The following is a 17389-nucleotide window of genomic DNA, read 5'->3' as shown; positions in this document are numbered from 1 at the left end:
CTGAATATCAATTATTCAGCTTATTTTTTATCAACAGTATCACCTCACCCATTTATTATTTCTTTATTACTCTTGGTCTACTCGATGGATAAACAACAAAAAAAAGCCCTATCACAATGGCTTAAAAAGCAGAGTATCCCCGCTAAACGTTGGTTAATGTTTAGTGTTATATTAGGTACAATATCAGCTATTCTTTTAATTTCTCAAGCTGGATTGTTAGCTCATATTCTTCATCAATTAATTATTGAACATGCTGATAAAGCAACATTATTGACCAGTTTTATTTTATTAGTTGTCATTGTTCCACTACGTGCGCTCTGTAGTTGGGGACGAGAAGTAACAAGTTATCGTGGTGGAGAGCTAATCCGCCAACAGATTCGAGAACTATTACTACAACGATTGGAACTCCTAGGCCCCGCTTATATCAAAGGCAAACCAGCTGGAACATGGGCGACTTTATTATTAGAACAAGTTGAAGAGATGCAAGACTTCTTCTCTCGTTACCTTCCTCAAGTCTCATTAGCTGGTATTATTCCACTATTAATTTTGGTCACGGTTTTTCCTATTAATTGGGCTGCCGGATTAATCTTACTGCTTACCGCACCTTTAGTGCCGCTATTTATGGCCTTAGTTGGCATGGGTGCTGCAGATGCGAATAAACGTAATTTCACCGCACTTCAGCGATTATCTGGGCATTTTCTCGACCGTTTACAAGGTATCGCCACCATTAAGCTATTTAATCGTGTCGACGCAGAAACGGAGCATTTAACCAATGTTACGACCGCATTTCGTAAACGTACCATGGAAGTGTTACGTCTGGCTTTCCTCTCTTCTGCTGTGCTTGAATTCTTTACCGCAATCTCGATTGCCATCGTGGCTGTTTACTTCGGCTTTAGCTTGATCCATGAGTTGAATTTTGGTCACTATGATAGCGGAGTCACCCTTTTTACGGGTCTGTTTATTTTGATATTGGCACCTGAGTTTTATCAACCATTGCGAGATTTAGGAACGTTTTATCACGCCAAAGCTCAAGCTATGGGAGCAGCAGAATCCATTGTTGAGTTTTTAGAAGCAGAGGTGGAATATCCACAACAAGGCACAGAAAAACTGTCACAAACCGCAACCATTTCAATAATAGCCGACCAATTTGAAGTGCTCAGCCCGCAAGGGACATCTTTAACTCAGCCTCTATCTTTTACTATTTCACCACAACAGCATATTGCAATCGTTGGTTCAAGTGGTGCGGGAAAAACATCCTTAGTGAACGGGCTTTTAGGTTTTTTACCTTACAAAGGATCATTAAAAATTAACGGCCAAGAGTTACGTGGATTAAAAGCAACCTCATGGCGTCAACAAGTCAGTTGGATTGGACAGAATCCAAAACTACTGCACGGCACAATTGGCGAAAATATTGCACTTTCACAACCAGAACTATTAAAAAGTGCCAATGATAGAGAAAAAGTTCAACAGATAACTAAACTTGCTCACGCTTATGAATTTATTGAATTGTTACCTCAAGGGTTAGATCATCCCGTCGGTGATGGATCTGCAGGCCTTTCTGTTGGACAGGCACAACGTATCGCCTTAGCTCGTGCACTGTTACAACAAGGTCAATGCTGGATCCTTGATGAGCCCACCGCAAGTCTTGATGCCAATAGTGAACGCTTAATCACTGAAACTATTGCTCAAGCGACCAAGAACACCACAACAATAATGATTACTCACCGTCTTGATCAATTGAAAAAACAAGATCTTATTTTAGTTATGGATAAAGGTGAAATCGTTCAAGCGGGACATTTTGAGCAATTAAGTCAAACTGGTCGTCTTGCTGAAATGTTACAACATCAACAAGGAGGCGATTTCGATGCGTAGTCTATTGCCACTTTTAAAACTCTATCGTCATCACTGGTTTAGTCTCTCACTTGGGATCATTTTGGCAATCGCCACCTTAGCTTCAGCGATTGGATTGTTGACTCTTTCTGGTTGGTTTATTGCTGCCTCCGCTGTGGCTGGACTTTCTCCTGTTCTACTAAAAACCTTTAATTATATGCTTCCTGCAGGTGGTGTACGTGGGCTTTCGATGTCCAGAACCGCAGGTCGCTGGGGAGAGCGCGTTGTTAGCCATGATGCGACTTTCCGTTTATTGGCTCGATTACGCGTCCACTTCTTTAGTCAATTAGCACCATTGATGCCAAGCCGTAATAAAACATTACGACAAGGCGATCTATTAAATCGTTTGGTCGCTGATGTTGATGCAATGGATCAAGTTTATTTACGCTTAGTCAGCCCACTCATCGCTGGCGTGATCGTTATTGGTTTATTGACGCTATTCATTAGTGCATTTGATCCTCGCTTAGGGGTGACCTTAGGCGGTATTCTTTTAGCTTTAATGCTGATCTTACCGATTATTTTCTATCAACTGGGTAAAAGTGCTGGGGTTGATTTAACCCTAGAAAAAGCGAACTACCGAATTAAATTACTCGATTGGCTGCAATGCCATAGTGAGTTAGTGATCTTTGGTGCTGAGTCTCGTTACCAAAGCCAGCTAACGGAACATCAACAAAAACTGTTTAATGCTCAACGAAAAATGGCCTCGATCACCGGATTTGCAACGGCTACTCTGGTACTTTTCAACGGTTGGACATTAATCTTCATGTTGTGGCTGGCTTCAGACGGTGTTGCTGGCAATGTTCCTGATCCTAAAATTGCAATGATCACGTTTGCAACGTTGGCCAGTTTTGAATTAATGGCTCCCGTTGCAGGTGCATTTCAATATTTAAGCCAAACACTGACCTCTGCTCGTCGTCTCAATGAGATAACCGAAGCAAAGCCTGATGTTGAATTTGTTCAAGATAAGCAACAAAAGTCCGCTCAAGGATCTATCCAGATTGAAAATGTTAGCTTCAGTTATGATGATCAACATCAAGTGCTTAACCAGATATCCTTAACTGTAGAACAAGGCAGCAAGATTGCCCTTTTAGGTAAAACAGGCTGTGGTAAATCGACGCTACTACAGTTATTAACTCGTAGCTGGGATCCACAACAAGGCGCGATTTCTATCGATCATCGTCCATTGACGGCGTGGTCAGAAAAAGCATTACGAGACTCAATCAGTGTCGTCAGTCAGCGTGTTGATCTTTTCAATGACTCATTACGTGAAAACTTACTATTAGCTTCCCCTTCTGCCAATGATCAACAGCTTGAAATTGTCTTAACTGAAGTCGGATTAGCACATCTTCTTTCTGATGAAGGTTTATCGGCATGGATCGGTGATGGTGGTCGTCAACTTTCTGGTGGTGAGCGTCGTCGTATTGGTATTGCACGAGCTATTCTTCATGATGCGCCCATCCTACTAATGGATGAACCAACTGAAGGACTCGATCAGCAAACTGAGGTTGAAATCTTACAATTGCTTACTCGTCATGCTCAAAAAACGGATCACAGACAAGCAAAAACCGTTCTCTATATTACTCACCGCTTAGTTGGCTTAACGAGTATGGATCAGATATATGTGATGGAAAGTGGTCAAATTGTTGAGTTTGGCAGCCATCATGACTTAATCGATCAACAAGGACGATACGCTCAACTACAGCAGTCAATTTAACACGTAATTATCTAAAAAATAGCGAGCAATAATGACCATCTATTTAACTCAATTATCTCCAATCTCCGTTGATTTCCCCAACGTAGAAACAGCAGTTGACGATCCTGATGGTCTGCTTGCTTTTGGTGGCGACCTTAAGCCTGAGCGTTTAGTTTCGGCTTACCGTCATGGTATTTTCCCTTGGTTTAGTGAACAAGATCCTCTGTTATGGTGGAGCCCTTCCGTTCGCGCCCTGATCAATCCAACCAGCTTTAAACCAAGTAAAAGTTTACGAAAGTTTATTCGAAAAACCAATTATAAGGTAACAGTTAATCAACAAGCGCGTGATGTTATTCGCTTATGTGCTGAGACCCGCAGTGCGGATCAAACATGGATAACAGAAGAGATGCAAGAAGCTTATTATCAACTCCACCAGCAAGGTCACTGTCACTCGATTGAAGTTTGGTCTGATGATCAATTAGTCGGCGGTCTGTATGGCATTCTGGTTGGTGAACTGTTTTGTGGCGAATCGATGTTCTCGTTAAAAGATAATAGCTCTAAAGTTGCGCTTTGGGCGCTTGCGGTTCAACTACTGAAACATGGTGGTAAGATGATTGATTGCCAAATGATCACTCCTCACCTCACCTCTTTAGGAGCTGAAGCGGTACAAAGAGAACCGTTTATTACTCAACTTCAACAGTGGCGAGAAAACCCAATCGACTCACATTGTTTTCAACCACAACAGATAACGATTAAATCATTATTAGAATTCAGTACAAATTAATGAGAAATCGAAAACGAATCACCGATTATCTTAAACTCTCAATCATCAACAAAGAGTCAATACCCCGTGCCTGATAGTTATTCTTTGCAAGTTGGATTTACACCGCCGTCACCATGCTCTTATCTGAAAGAACAGCAGCAACGTCTGGCTATTATTATGGAGGCATCATGGCACTCATCGGATGGTTATAATTTGTTGCTGGCCAATGGTTATCGACGAACCGGTAAAAACATCTATCGTCCAATGTGTGAAAAGTGTCGAGCTTGTCAATCATTACGTGTCGATTGCGAAGCTTTCACACCCAGCCGTAGTCAAAAGAGGCTGCTCAACAAAACCAAACATTTGCGTTGGGAGATGAAAACTGAACTCGATGATAATTGGTTTGAGCTCTACTCCGATTATATCACCATACGACACGCTACAGGTTCGATGTTTCCACCTAATAAAACGGACTTTTTACAGTTCATTCAAGTTGATTGGTGCCCTACTCAATACTTACATATTTACGATCAAGAGAGGTTAATTGCCGTCGCAGTGACTGATACTTTTTCTGATTCAGCCAGTGCGCTCTATACTTTCTTCTCACCAGATTCTTCACTCTCTTTAGGTACGATGGCTGTACTTTTGCAGTTAGAGTGGGCAACAAGTTGCGGAAAAAAATGGCTCTATCTAGGATTTCAGATCGATCAATGCCGAGAAATGAACTATAAAGTCAATTACAGCCCCTACCAACTACTGAGTATAAATGGTTGGATAACAGCAGATTAACAACAATAAAGTAAAATAATGGTCGATTTTTCAGTTAATTTTTCATCAAAAGCTGACAAGTTGGCTATCGGGATGTAGAATAGCGCCCTAAACTTTATACTAAGCGATTTCAGGCATTATAAGCTAACCACTATCTTAAATAGGGTTAAGCAGCCTATAGAGGATTAAATGGCAAAAGAAGACGTAATTGAAATGCAAGGTACCGTACTTGATACGTTACCAAATACTATGTTCCGCGTAGAGCTAGAAAATGGCCACGTTGTTACTGCACACATCTCTGGTAAAATGCGTAAAAACTATATCCGTATTTTAACTGGCGATAAAGTAACTGTGGAGCTGACTCCTTACGATCTAACGAAGGGACGCATCGTCTTCCGTGCTCGCTAGTCTATAAATTTTTAATGTATTAATCTTCACTATCAATTTTCCATGATTAAGATTAATAGATAAAAAAGAGACATAAAAAAACCCCAGTCAATCGACTGGGGTTTTCTTTTACTACTCATTTCACGTTGAACGTCTAATTAACGCTAACCGTTTCAGGTAGATATTCAAACGTAACCTGATTATCAACACAATCTACACGTACCGTACCACCACTCATCAATGAGCCAAATAACAACTCATTGGCTAATGGTTTCTTCAAGGTATCTTGAATCACTCGTGTCATTGGACGAGCACCCATCGACTTATCGTAACCCTTCTCGGCCAACCAAGCTCTGGCAGCTGCAGTCACCTCCATAGAGACACCTTTGGCATCAAGCTGAACTTGAAGTTCGACAATAAATTTATCAACAACTAACGAGATGACATCTCGATCAAGGTGCTTGAACCATAAGATGTTATCTAGACGGTTTCTAAATTCTGGCGTAAATACAGACTTAATTGCGGACATCGCATCGTGGCTATGATCTTGTTGGATCAGACCCATCGATTTCTTAACCGTCTGCTCAACACCCGCATTGGTTGTCATCACCAATACAATATTGCGGAAATCGGCTTTACGACCATTGTTATCGGTTAATGAACCATTATCCATCACCTGAAGAAGGATGTTGAAAACATCTGGGTGTGCTTTCTCAATCTCATCCAATAAAACAACAGCATGCGGGTTTTTGATTACGGCATCCGTTAACAAACCACCTTGTTCATAACCAACATAACCTGGAGGTGCTCCGATTAAACGACTGACCGTATGTCTCTCCATGTACTCTGACATATCAAAACGTAGCAGCTCAATCCCCATCGCTTTTGCTAGCTGAACCGTCACTTCGGTTTTACCAACCCCAGTCGGGCCTGCAAATAAGAAAGAACCAACTGGCTTATTATCCGCAGATAATCCAGCACGATTTAGCTTAATCGCTTCACTTAGCACATCAATCGCTTCATCTTGACCAAAGACCAGCATCTTCAACTTGCGACCTAATTTCTCAAGAATATCACGATCGGTGCTTGAAACAGACTTCTCAGGAATTCGTGCCATTTTCGCAATCATGCTCTCAATATCAGCAACATTAATCGTCTTTTTTCGGCGACTAATTGGCATCAAACGACAACGAGCTCCTGCTTCATCAATGACATCAATTGCTTTATCTGGCAGGTGACGTTCATTAATATACTTAGCGGATAACTCAACCGCTGAACGAATCGCTTTATTGGTATAACGAACTTCATGATGCGCTTCGTATTTGCTCTTCAAGCCCATCAAGATTTTAGTGGTATCATCCAGCGATGGTTCAATGACATCAATCTTCTGGAAACGACGAGCCAATGCTCGCTCTTTTTCAAAAATTGAGCTGTATTCTTGATAAGTCGTTGAACCGATACAACGTAATTTACCACTGCTTAAAAGCGGTTTAATTAAGTTTGCAGCATCGACTTGACCACCTGATGCTGCACCAGCACCGATAATAGTATGAATTTCATCGATAAATAAAATTGCGTGCTCTTCTTGCTCTAGCTGCTTTAAGATCGCTTTAAAACGCTTCTCAAAATCACCACGATATTTAGTACCCGCTAATAGAGAGCCAATATCAAGCGAATAGATCACACAATCTTTGATAATATCTGGCACTTGTTCTTCAACAATACGCCATGCTAACCCTTCTGCAATCGCAGTTTTACCAACCCCAGCTTCACCCACTAATAATGGGTTATTTTTGCGACGACGACACAAGACTTGCACGGTGCGCTCTAACTCTTTATCACGACCAATCAGAGGATCAATGCCGCCCACTTTAGCGAGTTGATTCAAGTTAGTTGCAAAGTTTTCTAACTGATCTTCACCTGCGGTTTCACCGGCTTGTCCAGCTTGTGGTTGTTGTCCAGTCATCCCTTCAGAGTGCTCATCCCCCTTTGAAATGCCATGAGAGATAAAGTTCACCACATCTAAACGACTAATATCATTTTTCTTCAATAAATAAGCAGCATGGGATTCTTGCTCGCTAAAGATGGCAACCAGTACATTTGCACCAGCAACTTCACTACGACCAGAAGATTGAACATGGAACACTGCGCGTTGTAATACACGTTGGAAACTCAATGTTGGCTGAGTTTCTCGAGTTGTATCATCTACAGGAATGAGTGGAGTAGTTTGCTCGATAAATTTACTTAGCTCTACTCGTAGATTATCTATGTCTGCATGACATGCTTTTAACGCTTCATGAGCAGAGCTGTTATCTAACAATGCAGTTAGTAGATGCTCTACCGTCATGAATTCATGGCGCTTTTCTCTTGCAGTTGCAAATGCGCTATTTAGACTAGCTTCAAGTTCTTTATTTAACATTGGGCGCCTCCGTTTACTCCACTTAATCTTGCCTCGACATCGATGGCCTCAATCGAACTCCGATAAAATCACCCTGTTCTTTACTCAAGCATTAGGCTTTTTTAAGGGCTAAGCTTTTTCTAAAGTACAGAGTAACGGATGCTCGTTCTCTTTTGCATATAGATTAATTTGAGCGACTTTCGTTTCTGCAATTTCAGCACTGTATGTACCACAAATTGCTTTGCCTTTATAATGGACTGCTAACATAATCTGAGTTGCGCTATCTATATCCATAGAGAAATAACGTTGCAAAACATCTATCACAAAATCCATCGGTGTATAATCGTCGTTATTAATAATAACGTTGTACATTGCTGGCGGTTTGACTTCTGACTTTACCGCTTCAGCTAAATCCGTGTCCGGTGTAATCCATTCGTATAACTTGCTCATATACTCACATTCCAAACCATCAACGCTATTTTTGCTTAAGCCATCCTCTTTCAAGTGACCAAAAAAGCAACATTTGATGGTTTCTACTATTAGGTTAGTTAATAGATTGATTGTATTCCACCCCTAACCTCATATCTATTCAATATATCGGATCTTTCTTAATTCTTTTTAAAAATGTCGGAAATAAACGAGAAACAGGCGATAAATTCGTATGATTAATGAAAAACTGGCCGAATCCCTAAATATTTTAACGACTAAAATAAAAAAAGCTCATCAACCATACTCACCTGAGTGAATGGTTGACGAGCTTTTTTAAACAAAACTGATAAACAATACTAGAAATCATCATTAAGATAATTGACAGATCATCACATCACGTTTTGGATATGATTTAAATTAGCGATTTAAAGCATCAATAATTGTATTAAGCTTTTGGCTTGGACGCATAAGAGATGACGTTTTTTGCTCATCAAATGCGTAATAACCACCTAGCTCACCAACCACACCTTGTGCTTGATTTAGCTCAGCAACAATTTCATCTTCTTGATTGTTTAACTGCTCTGCAACTAATGCAAATTGCTCTGCAAGCTCTGCACTCTCAGTTTGTTGAGCAAGCTCTTGCGCCCAGTAACTCGCTAAGTAGTAATGGCTACCACGGTTATCAATCTCACCGACACGACGAGAGGGTGAACGGTCATAATCTAAGAACTTGCCTGTTGCACGATCTAACGTATCCGCTAAAACTTGTGCATTACTATTGCCTGAAATCGTACTTAAATGCTCAAGAGATGCTGCTAGAGCTAGGAACTCACCTAATGAATCCCAACGTAGATGATTCTCTTTTTCAACCTGCTGAACATGTTTAGGCGCTGAGCCACCCGCCCCTGTTTCAAACAGACCGCCACCGTTCATTAATGGTACGATAGAGAGCATTTTTGCAGAAGTCCCCAACTCTAGAATTGGGAATAGATCCGTTAGGTAATCACGTAATACGTTACCCGTTACCGAAATCGTATCTAAACCTTGCTTAATGCGCGTTAATGAAAGCTTCGTTGCTTCGACTGGTGAAAGGATCTGAATATCTAATCCTTCGATGTTGTGCTCTGGCAGGTAAGCATTCACTTTCTTGATTAACTCAGCATCATGATCACGATTTTGATCTAACCAGAAAATCGCAGGAGTTTGAGTGGCTGTTGCACGATTAACCGCTAACTTAACCCAATCTTGGATCGGTGCATCTTTTACCTGACACATACGGAAGATATCGCCTTCAGATACGGTTTTAGCTAATAAAACCTCACCTGCGCTATTTACCACACGAATCGAACCTGCACCTGATGCAATAAACGTCTTATCGTGAGAACCATACTCTTCCGCTTTTTGTGCCATCAAACCAACATTTGGCACGGTTCCCATTGTGGTTGGATCAAATGCTCCGTTCTCTTTACAGAAATCAATCACAGCTTGATAAATGCCAGCATAGCTACGATCAGGGATCATCGCTTTGGTATCTTCTAGTTGGTCGTTAATATTCCACATCTGACCTGACGAACGCAGCATCGCAGGCATAGAAGCATCAACAATCACATCACTTGGTACATGAAGATTAGTAATACCACGGTGAGAGTCCACCATTGCTAATGCAGGTTGTTGTTGATAAACCGCTTCAACCGCTGCTTTAATCTCTTGCTGTTGAGCTTCTGGCAATGAAGCTATCTTAGTATAAAGATCGCCAATACCATTATTAACATCCACACCTAACTCAGCAAATAATTCAGAATAGTTCTCTAATACCGAGCGGTAGTAAACACTAACTGCATGACCAAATATAATCGGATCTGACACCTTCATCATGGTCGCTTTTAGGTGAAGTGAAAGTAGAATATTTTGCTCTTTCGCTTCTGCAATCTGCTGTTCAAAGAAAGAGACTAATGCCGACTTACTCATGGTCGAAACATCAATGATCTCTTTATCTTGTAATGGGAAACTCTCTTTCAATGTTGAAATTTCACCATTATCTGAAACAAATTCAATTTTAACTTCCGTTGCACCATTAAGCGTTAATGATTCTTCACTTGAGAAGAAATCGCCTTCTTGCATACTAGCAACGTGAGAGCGAGAATCAGAACTCCATACACCCATTGAATGAGGATTCTTTTTCACGTAGTTTTTAACCGAAAGTGGTGCTCGGCGATCCGAATTACCTTCACGAAGAACTGGGTTTACGGCACTACCTTTCACTTTGTCATAAGCCGCTTGAATTGCACGGTCTTCATCAGTGATAATTTCTGAAGGGTACTCAGGAAGGGCATAACCTTTTGTTTGAAGCTCTTTAATTGCCGCTTTTAACTGGGGAACTGAAGCTGAAATATTAGGCAACTTGATAATATTCGCTTCTGGTGTTTGCGCTAACTCACCTAATTCAGTAAGTGCATCACCAATTTTCTGCTCTGCGGTTAAGTAAGATGGAAAGTTAGCCAAAATACGACCAGCTAAAGAAATATCACGAGTTTCAACATTAATATTAGAAGAGCCAGTAAATGCACGGATAATAGGCAATAATGAATAAGTAGCTAAAGCGGGTGCTTCATCGGTAATCGTATAGATAATCGTTGGTTTATCTTGATGCATGATATTTCCCTATATAATAACGTCTTTTGAATTATCTGAGTAAGAGCGGTAAAATCTGATACTAATCTTAGTAAAGTTGTTAGCATCACCTCTCTATCCTTTTATTTGTGGCTAAATGATAGCCTAATTAATAAAATGATTAAATGTCAAAATTACACTTTATTTACAAAACACTACGGCACTTAACATGACTTCTCATTCTAATAACAGTAAGAGCAAAAAGAACAAAGCCAGTAAAAATAGAGCCTCATCTCAAAATAGAGGGGGAACTCAAGGTCAAGCAAAAAACCAACGTTCCGCTCATTCCCCTTCTTCATCCCGTGATAGAAAACGTGCACTCAGTCACAAAAAACCAGTAAAACTGACTGTAGAAGAGCGCAAGATTATTATCTTTAATAAGCCATTTGACACCTTGAGTCAGTTTACGGATGGCGATGGCCGTAAAACCTTAGCGGATTATATCCCAATAAAAGAGGTGTATGCCGCTGGGCGATTGGATCGTGATAGTGAAGGATTAATGGTATTAACCAATGACGGCGCGCTGCAAGCTAAAATCACTCAACCTAAATCTAAATCGAGTAAGATTTACTGGGTACAAGTTGAAGGAGAACCAACGGAGGAATCATTAGCCCAGCTTCGTAAAGGGGTAGAGCTTAAAGATGGCATGACACTACCCGCAAACGTTGAAGTGATGGAAAGCCCTTTGATTTGGACACGCATTCCCCCGATTAGAGAAAGAAAAAACATTCCAACCACATGGCTACAAATTTCGATTATTGAAGGACGAAATCGTCAAGTTAGGCGTATGACGGCCCATATCGGCTATCCAACTCTTCGCTTAATCCGTTATCAAGTCGCAGGCTTTCAATTAGGTGATTTACAGCCGGGAGAGTGGCGAGATATCTCGCAGGTAGAATAGTTATTCTGCACAATAAATCAGGGCGAGAAATGGGGTTAATTAATTTTCCATTTCAGCTCTCTATTTACTGCTTAATAATTCTGATAGAATCCCAACCAAGATCTCAATAAAGTGTAACGTTATTATGTCAAACAACAGCAATAAAAAAGTCATCGTCGGTATGTCTGGTGGTGTGGATTCCTCTGTTTCAGCCTACCTATTACTAGAACAAGGCTACCAAGTTGAAGGCCTGTTCATGAAGAACTGGGAAGAAGACGACACGGATGAATACTGCTCTGCTTCAGAAGACCTTGCGGATGCTCAAGCTGTCTGTGATAAGTTAGGTATCACCCTACACACCATTAACTTTGCAGCTGAATATTGGGATAATGTTTTTGAACATTTCTTAACCGAGTATAAAGCTGGTCGTACACCAAACCCAGATATTCTGTGCAATAAAGAGATAAAATTCAAAGCATTTCTTGCCTTTGCGGATGAAGTGTTAGAAGCAGACTATATTGCAATGGGTCACTATGTTCGCCGAACTTTCCCTGCTGCGGGTGAAAAACCACAAATGCTACGTGGTATCGACAACAACAAAGATCAAAGTTACTTCCTCTATACATTAAGTCATGAGCAGGTAGGGAGAAGTCTATTCCCTGTTGGTGAGCTAGAGAAACCAGAAGTACGTCGTATTGCTGAAGAGCAAGATCTTATCACCGCGAAGAAAAAAGATTCAACAGGAATTTGCTTTATTGGTGAGCGTAAATTTACTGAATTTTTAGGTAAATATCTACCCGCACAACCAGGCCCAATTGAAACTGACAAGGGTGACGTAATTGGCGAACATCAAGGTTTGATGTACCACACTTTAGGTCAACGCAAAGGCTTAAAAATTGGTGGCTTAAAAAATGCCTCTGAAGAACCATGGTATGTGGTAGATAAGGAAGTGGCTCGTAATGTGCTTGTTGTTGGTCAAGGTCATGACCACCCTCGCCTGCAATCTCATGGCTTACTTGCCAAGCAGCTTCACTGGGTGGATCGTACACCAATTAAAGAGCCGGTAACCTGTACTGTTAAAACTCGCTACCGCCAGCAAGATTCTGCTTGTACTATCATTCCTGTTGATGATGAGACAATTAAAGTAATTTTCGACCAGCCTCAAATCGCAGTAACACCGGGGCAATCAGCCGTATTCTATCAAGGTGAGGTTTGTCTTGGTGGCGGCATTATCGAACAACGATTTTAAGGAGTAATATCGTGGCTAACCGTCTACTGGATCAAACAATGGCCTTCGCTGCTATCTGTCAATCTGTGAAATTAGTTCAACAGGTTGCTAGAGATGGTAGCTGTGATCAGGACGCTTTAACTGCTTCATTAAATAGTATTTTGGTGACGGATCCAAAATCGACAATGGATGTCTGTGGTAATGAAAGAGATCTTGCTATTGGTTTAAAGGCAATGGTTGAAGAGCTAAATAATGGCCAGTCGGGTAATGAGTTGACTCGTTACTTAGTCAGCTTGATGGCACTTGAGCGTAAGTTATCTGCCAACAAAGAGGCAATGTCTCTACTTGGTAATCGCATCTCTACCGCTCAACATCAACTTGACCACTTTGAGCTACTCAACCCTCAAATGGTTTCAAACCTAGCTTCAATCTACCTTGATGTCATTAGTCCATTAGGCCCTAGAATTCAGGTCACTGGAACCCCGGCTTATTTACAGCAAGAAGGCGTTCAGCATCAAGTTCGCTCGCTTTTATTAGCCGGAATCCGAAATTCAGTATTGTGGCGTCAAGTAGGTGGCAAACGTCGTCATCTACTCTTTAGCCGTAAAAAAATCATCGAACAAGCCAACATTCTTTTAGCGCGCATTTAACACTCATTAGGAGAGAGTATCATGGAGCTGTCAGCACTAACTGCTGTATCACCAATTGACGGTCGTTATGGAAGTAAAACCGCTCAATTACGTCATATTTTTAGTGAATTTGGTCTATTAAAATACCGTACTATCGTAGAGATCCGCTGGTTACAAAAGCTGGCTGAATGCGACCAAATTAGTGAAGTTCCAACTCTTAGCGAAGATGCTAATCAGTATCTTGACCAAATTGCGGCTAACTTTTCAGAGCAAGATGCCAATCAGATCAAACTGATCGAACGTACAACCAATCACGATGTAAAAGCGGTTGAGTACTTCTTAAAAGAGAAAGTTGAAGCTCATCAAGAACTGGCTGCATTAAGTGAATTTATCCACTTTGCTTGTACGTCAGAAGATATTAACAACCTATCTCATGCCCTAATGTTAAAAGAAGCGCGTGATACCGTATTGCTTCCAGAGGCACGTAACGTTATTAATGCGATTCGCAACCTTGCAGAGCAGTATCGTGATATTCCACTATTATCAAGAACCCATGGTCAACCAGCCTCTCCTTCAACATTAGGGAAAGAGATGGCAAATGTTGCTTACCGTCTGGAACGTCAATTTAAGCAGATCACTCAAGTTGAGATGCTGGGTAAAATCAATGGTGCAGTAGGTAACTATAATGCTCACATCTCTGCTTACCCAGAGATTGATTGGCATCAGTATAGTGAAGAATTTGTGACGTCATTAGGCATCGATTGGAATCCATACACCACTCAAATTGAACCACATGATTACATTGCAGAGCTATTTGATGCTTTTGCTCGCTTTAACACCATCTTAATCGATTTCGATCGTGATGTTTGGGGGTATATTGCGCTAGGTCACTTCAAACAGAAGACCATTGCCGGTGAAATTGGTTCATCAACCATGCCACATAAAGTTAACCCAATCGATTTTGAAAACTCAGAAGGTAACTTAGGTTTAGCCAATGCCATCTTTGGCCATTTAGCCACTAAACTGCCAATTTCTCGTTGGCAGCGTGACTTAACCGATTCAACGGTTCTACGTAACTTAGGTGTTGGTTGTGGCTACTCAATCATAGCTTATACTTCAACCCTAAAAGGGATTAGCAAGTTAGAAGTTAACCAAGCTGCATTAGAAGCTGAACTTGATAAGAATTGGGAAGTATTAGCAGAGCCGATTCAAACTGTTATGCGTCGTTATGGTATTGAAAAGCCCTATGAGAAACTAAAAGAATTAACTCGAGGTAAGCGTGTTGATGCTGAAGGCATGGCGATCTTTATTGACGGTTTAGCACTACCTGAAGACGAAAAGGTTCGTTTAAAAGCAATGACACCAATGAACTATATCGGTGATGCCGTCAAGTTGACTGATCAGCTTTAATCCATCTAATTATCAGTAGCTTAAATGAGCAGCTGTGCACTTACTATTTGGGAGTCCCATAGTTTAAGTGTCATCTGCTCTTTTTTTGTCTTCAAATGAGATAAATAATCTGAAACAAGTGAGCTCAAATGAGTCTTAATCATCGTGAATTTGCTGAAAAGATCTATGCTACCCTCAATGCGATTCCCTTTGGTAAAGTCACCACTTATGGGACAGTCAGCCGTTTAGCAGGTTATCCCAAACATGCTCGCCATGTAGGAAAATTACTCGCTAACCTCCCCTCAAACTCTTCATTGCCTTGGTATCGCGTTATTAATAGTCAAGGTAAAATCTCACTAACGGGTGTTGATTTCGAGAGGCAAAAAACCGCATTAATCGTTGAAGGGATTACTGTTTCTCTTGAAGGAAAAATCAAATTAAAACAGTATCTTTGGAAAATTGAAGATAATGGGAGATAACGGTATTAATTTGTTCTAATAATCTCAAATATATACAATAAAACTCAGTTATACTGTAAGAAACACACTCTCTTATTAGGTCTCTTCTTGTCTTTTAATTCATCATCTAGCATTAAAATTGCCACGCTAAATCTATTTAACTTTATTGAGCCACCTAATGCTTTTTATGACTTTGCCAATATTTATGGTCGAGATGAGTGGGAGAAAAAACAGACTTGGATTAAAAATCTACTCGATGGTGCTCAACCTGATATTATTGGTTTCCAAGAAGTTTTTAGCCCTGAAGCACTCAAAACATTAATGGCTTCTATTGGCTACCCTTATTTTTCCACACTCGATACACCCACCGCCATTGATGATTATATCTACCGCTCTCCTGTCGTTGCCTTTGCATCAAAATATCCAATATTAGAGCAAGAGCTAGTTCAGCATAGCCCTGAATTAAGCCAAGCTCTGTGTCTCTCAGAAGATTTCTCATTTAGCCGTCAACCACTAAGAGTCGCGATCAATTTACCAGAAATAGGGATCTGTGATTGTTACGTCATTCACTTTAAATCTAAGCGTGCACTATTTGATGTTGAATTAATTGATGAACCAAAGACGAACAAAGAAGATAATCCCACTATTTTAAATACCAAAAAGACGGTATTAGAAAAGTTGGCGATTGAATCTGCTGCAAAATGGGGAGCATCAATGCTTCGTGGTTGGGAGGCATCACAATTAAAATATGCAATGATAAAACAGAAAAGTAACACTCGCCGCCCAATGATATTAATGGGGGATTTTAATGATGAGTTACACTCAGATCCATTATCACCATTAATCAGCAGTGATAGCTTTCTTAAACGCTCGGTGAGTGAGAGTACTTTTGAGAGCCAACGTCTTTTTAATAGCTTTTCACTCAATCAACATAATGAGAGTGAAAGTGAACATAAACAGCAAAATATATGTCCGCCAACTCATTATTACTTCGCAAAAGGAAGCGTTCTCGATTATATATTGCTATCTAATGAATTTAATCGTGGCAATGTATCAAGTATCGCTGAAGTGACGAATTACCAAACCTTTGATAAACATCTCATCAATCCGATCTTCTCTGAAGATAGTCAAGCCAGTGATCATGCGTGTGTGATGATTACCCTTCAGACTAGAAAGTAACCTGTCATTTATCTCTGATGGTTTCAATAACCTCAAAAAGTAACTGACAGGTTTTTTATGATTGGGACGAATGAATATACATTCAACAATCTAGCAGCTTCAAGTACGAAGGGGATAACAGACTTAACCTCGAGGAGCTCGTACTAACACAAGTTCAACCTTATCTGTATTACTTGGATCATTAATAACAGGATAAGCTTTGTCAGTGGTAAACATCAATTTGTCATTCATGGTAATCGTTGCACGAACCACGTAACGATTATTTTCTTTAATCTGAGATTTATCATACTGAAGTTCAAATGGAAATGGTGACTGCTTTCCATCGCTATTAAACACTAACGCTGTTAACTCTTCAGCCGGCGCATCGACACGAGACACATCTGATAATGTGACAGTAACAACCGCCTCGGCAGGAATGGCGATCTTTGATAAATAACTCACTTCACCAGAGACTGTACTCATTTCCACTTTATCTTCACTGCCACACGCAGTAACAAACAGTGCAATAAATGCTAAAAATAGATAACGAAAACCTTTCATCTTTACTCTCTCAGTTTACAAATCGAAAAAGGGATAGTAACGTGTTTATCTGAATAGATTTGTCTCATCTATGAGCAAATAATGACAA

At 40.5% G+C, this 17389-nt stretch carries 15 protein-coding genes; 11 read left to right on the top strand and 4 right to left on the bottom strand.

Annotated elements, in window-relative coordinates; genetic code table 11:
• The first annotated feature begins 84 nt into the window (after positions 1-84).
• The 5 genes from cydD (at position 85) to infA (ending at position 5522) form a co-directional block, all read left to right on the top strand.
• Positions 85-1872 (top strand): heme ABC transporter permease/ATP-binding protein CydD, encoded by a 1788-nt coding sequence (gene cydD / locus L0B53_RS10580; RefSeq protein WP_235062000.1) that lies wholly within the window; start codon positions 85-87, stop codon positions 1870-1872.
• Positions 1865-3604 (top strand): heme ABC transporter ATP-binding protein/permease CydC, encoded by a 1740-nt coding sequence (gene cydC, locus L0B53_RS10575; protein WP_235061999.1) that lies wholly within the window; start codon positions 1865-1867, stop codon positions 3602-3604. The genes cydD and cydC overlap by 8 nt, the downstream gene beginning before the upstream one ends.
• 31 nt (positions 3605-3635) lie before the next feature.
• A complete protein-coding gene (aat, locus tag L0B53_RS10570; protein ID WP_235061998.1) occupies positions 3636-4367 on the top strand; it encodes a leucyl/phenylalanyl-tRNA--protein transferase in 732 nt (243 codons plus the stop codon).
• A gap of 66 nt (positions 4368-4433) precedes the next feature.
• The gene (locus L0B53_RS10565; protein WP_235061997.1) at positions 4434-5135 is read left to right on the top strand and encodes an arginyltransferase; all 702 of its coding nucleotides are present in this window, start codon (positions 4434-4436) and stop codon (positions 5133-5135) included.
• 168 nt (positions 5136-5303) lie between these two features.
• Positions 5304-5522 carry a translation initiation factor IF-1 gene (gene infA / locus L0B53_RS10560; RefSeq protein WP_005298441.1) on the top strand — a complete coding sequence of 73 codons (219 nt, stop codon included), beginning with the start codon at positions 5304-5306 and terminating at the stop codon, positions 5520-5522.
• 133 nt (positions 5523-5655) lie between these two features.
• On the opposite strand, the gene clpA is transcribed toward infA, so the two are convergent.
• From clpA to L0B53_RS10545, 3 genes are all read right to left on the bottom strand, one after another.
• Entirely contained in the window at positions 5656-7920 is a 2265-nt protein-coding gene (gene clpA / locus L0B53_RS10555; protein ID WP_235061996.1) for an ATP-dependent Clp protease ATP-binding subunit ClpA, read from the bottom strand.
• Between the two features lie 108 nt (positions 7921-8028).
• Positions 8029-8349 carry an ATP-dependent Clp protease adapter ClpS gene (clpS, locus tag L0B53_RS10550; protein WP_235061995.1) on the bottom strand — a complete coding sequence of 107 codons (321 nt, stop codon included), beginning with the start codon at positions 8347-8349 and terminating at the stop codon, positions 8029-8031.
• Between the two features lie 396 nt (positions 8350-8745).
• Positions 8746-10980 carry an NADP-dependent isocitrate dehydrogenase gene (locus tag L0B53_RS10545; protein ID WP_235061994.1) on the bottom strand — a complete coding sequence of 745 codons (2235 nt, stop codon included), beginning with the start codon at positions 10978-10980 and terminating at the stop codon, positions 8746-8748.
• A gap of 187 nt (positions 10981-11167) precedes the next feature.
• Between L0B53_RS10545 and L0B53_RS10540 the strand changes: the two genes are divergently transcribed.
• From L0B53_RS10540 to L0B53_RS10515, 6 genes are all read left to right on the top strand, one after another.
• Positions 11168-11899: a pseudouridine synthase gene (locus L0B53_RS10540; RefSeq protein ID WP_235061993.1), complete on the top strand. Its 732-nt coding sequence runs from the start codon at positions 11168-11170 to the stop codon at positions 11897-11899.
• 124 nt (positions 11900-12023) lie between these two features.
• Positions 12024-13127: a tRNA 2-thiouridine(34) synthase MnmA gene (gene mnmA, locus L0B53_RS10535; protein ID WP_235061992.1), complete on the top strand. Its 1104-nt coding sequence runs from the start codon at positions 12024-12026 to the stop codon at positions 13125-13127.
• Positions 13128-13138: 11 nt separating this feature from the next.
• Positions 13139-13756 (top strand): high frequency lysogenization protein HflD, encoded by a 618-nt coding sequence (gene hflD, locus L0B53_RS10530; protein WP_235061991.1) that lies wholly within the window; start codon positions 13139-13141, stop codon positions 13754-13756.
• Between the two features lie 21 nt (positions 13757-13777).
• Positions 13778-15145 (top strand): adenylosuccinate lyase, encoded by a 1368-nt coding sequence (gene purB, locus L0B53_RS10525; RefSeq protein ID WP_235061990.1) that lies wholly within the window; start codon positions 13778-13780, stop codon positions 15143-15145.
• Positions 15146-15273: 128 nt separating this feature from the next.
• Complete coding sequence (locus L0B53_RS10520; protein ID WP_235061989.1) at positions 15274-15603, top strand: MGMT family protein; 330 nt, start codon at positions 15274-15276, stop codon at positions 15601-15603.
• Between the two features lie 87 nt (positions 15604-15690).
• Positions 15691-16761 (top strand): endonuclease/exonuclease/phosphatase family protein, encoded by a 1071-nt coding sequence (locus L0B53_RS10515; RefSeq protein WP_235061988.1) that lies wholly within the window; start codon positions 15691-15693, stop codon positions 16759-16761.
• 123 nt (positions 16762-16884) lie between these two features.
• On the opposite strand, the gene L0B53_RS10510 is transcribed toward L0B53_RS10515, so the two are convergent.
• Complete coding sequence (locus L0B53_RS10510; protein ID WP_235061987.1) at positions 16885-17301, bottom strand: YbaY family lipoprotein; 417 nt, start codon at positions 17299-17301, stop codon at positions 16885-16887.
• Positions 17302-17389: the final 88 nt, after the last annotated feature.

The organism is Vibrio sp. SS-MA-C1-2 (assembly GCF_021513135.1).
Lineage (GTDB): Bacteria > Pseudomonadota > Gammaproteobacteria > Enterobacterales > Vibrionaceae.
The sequence above is the reverse complement of the archived record's forward strand: the minus strand, read 5'-3'. Positions and strand labels throughout refer to the sequence as shown.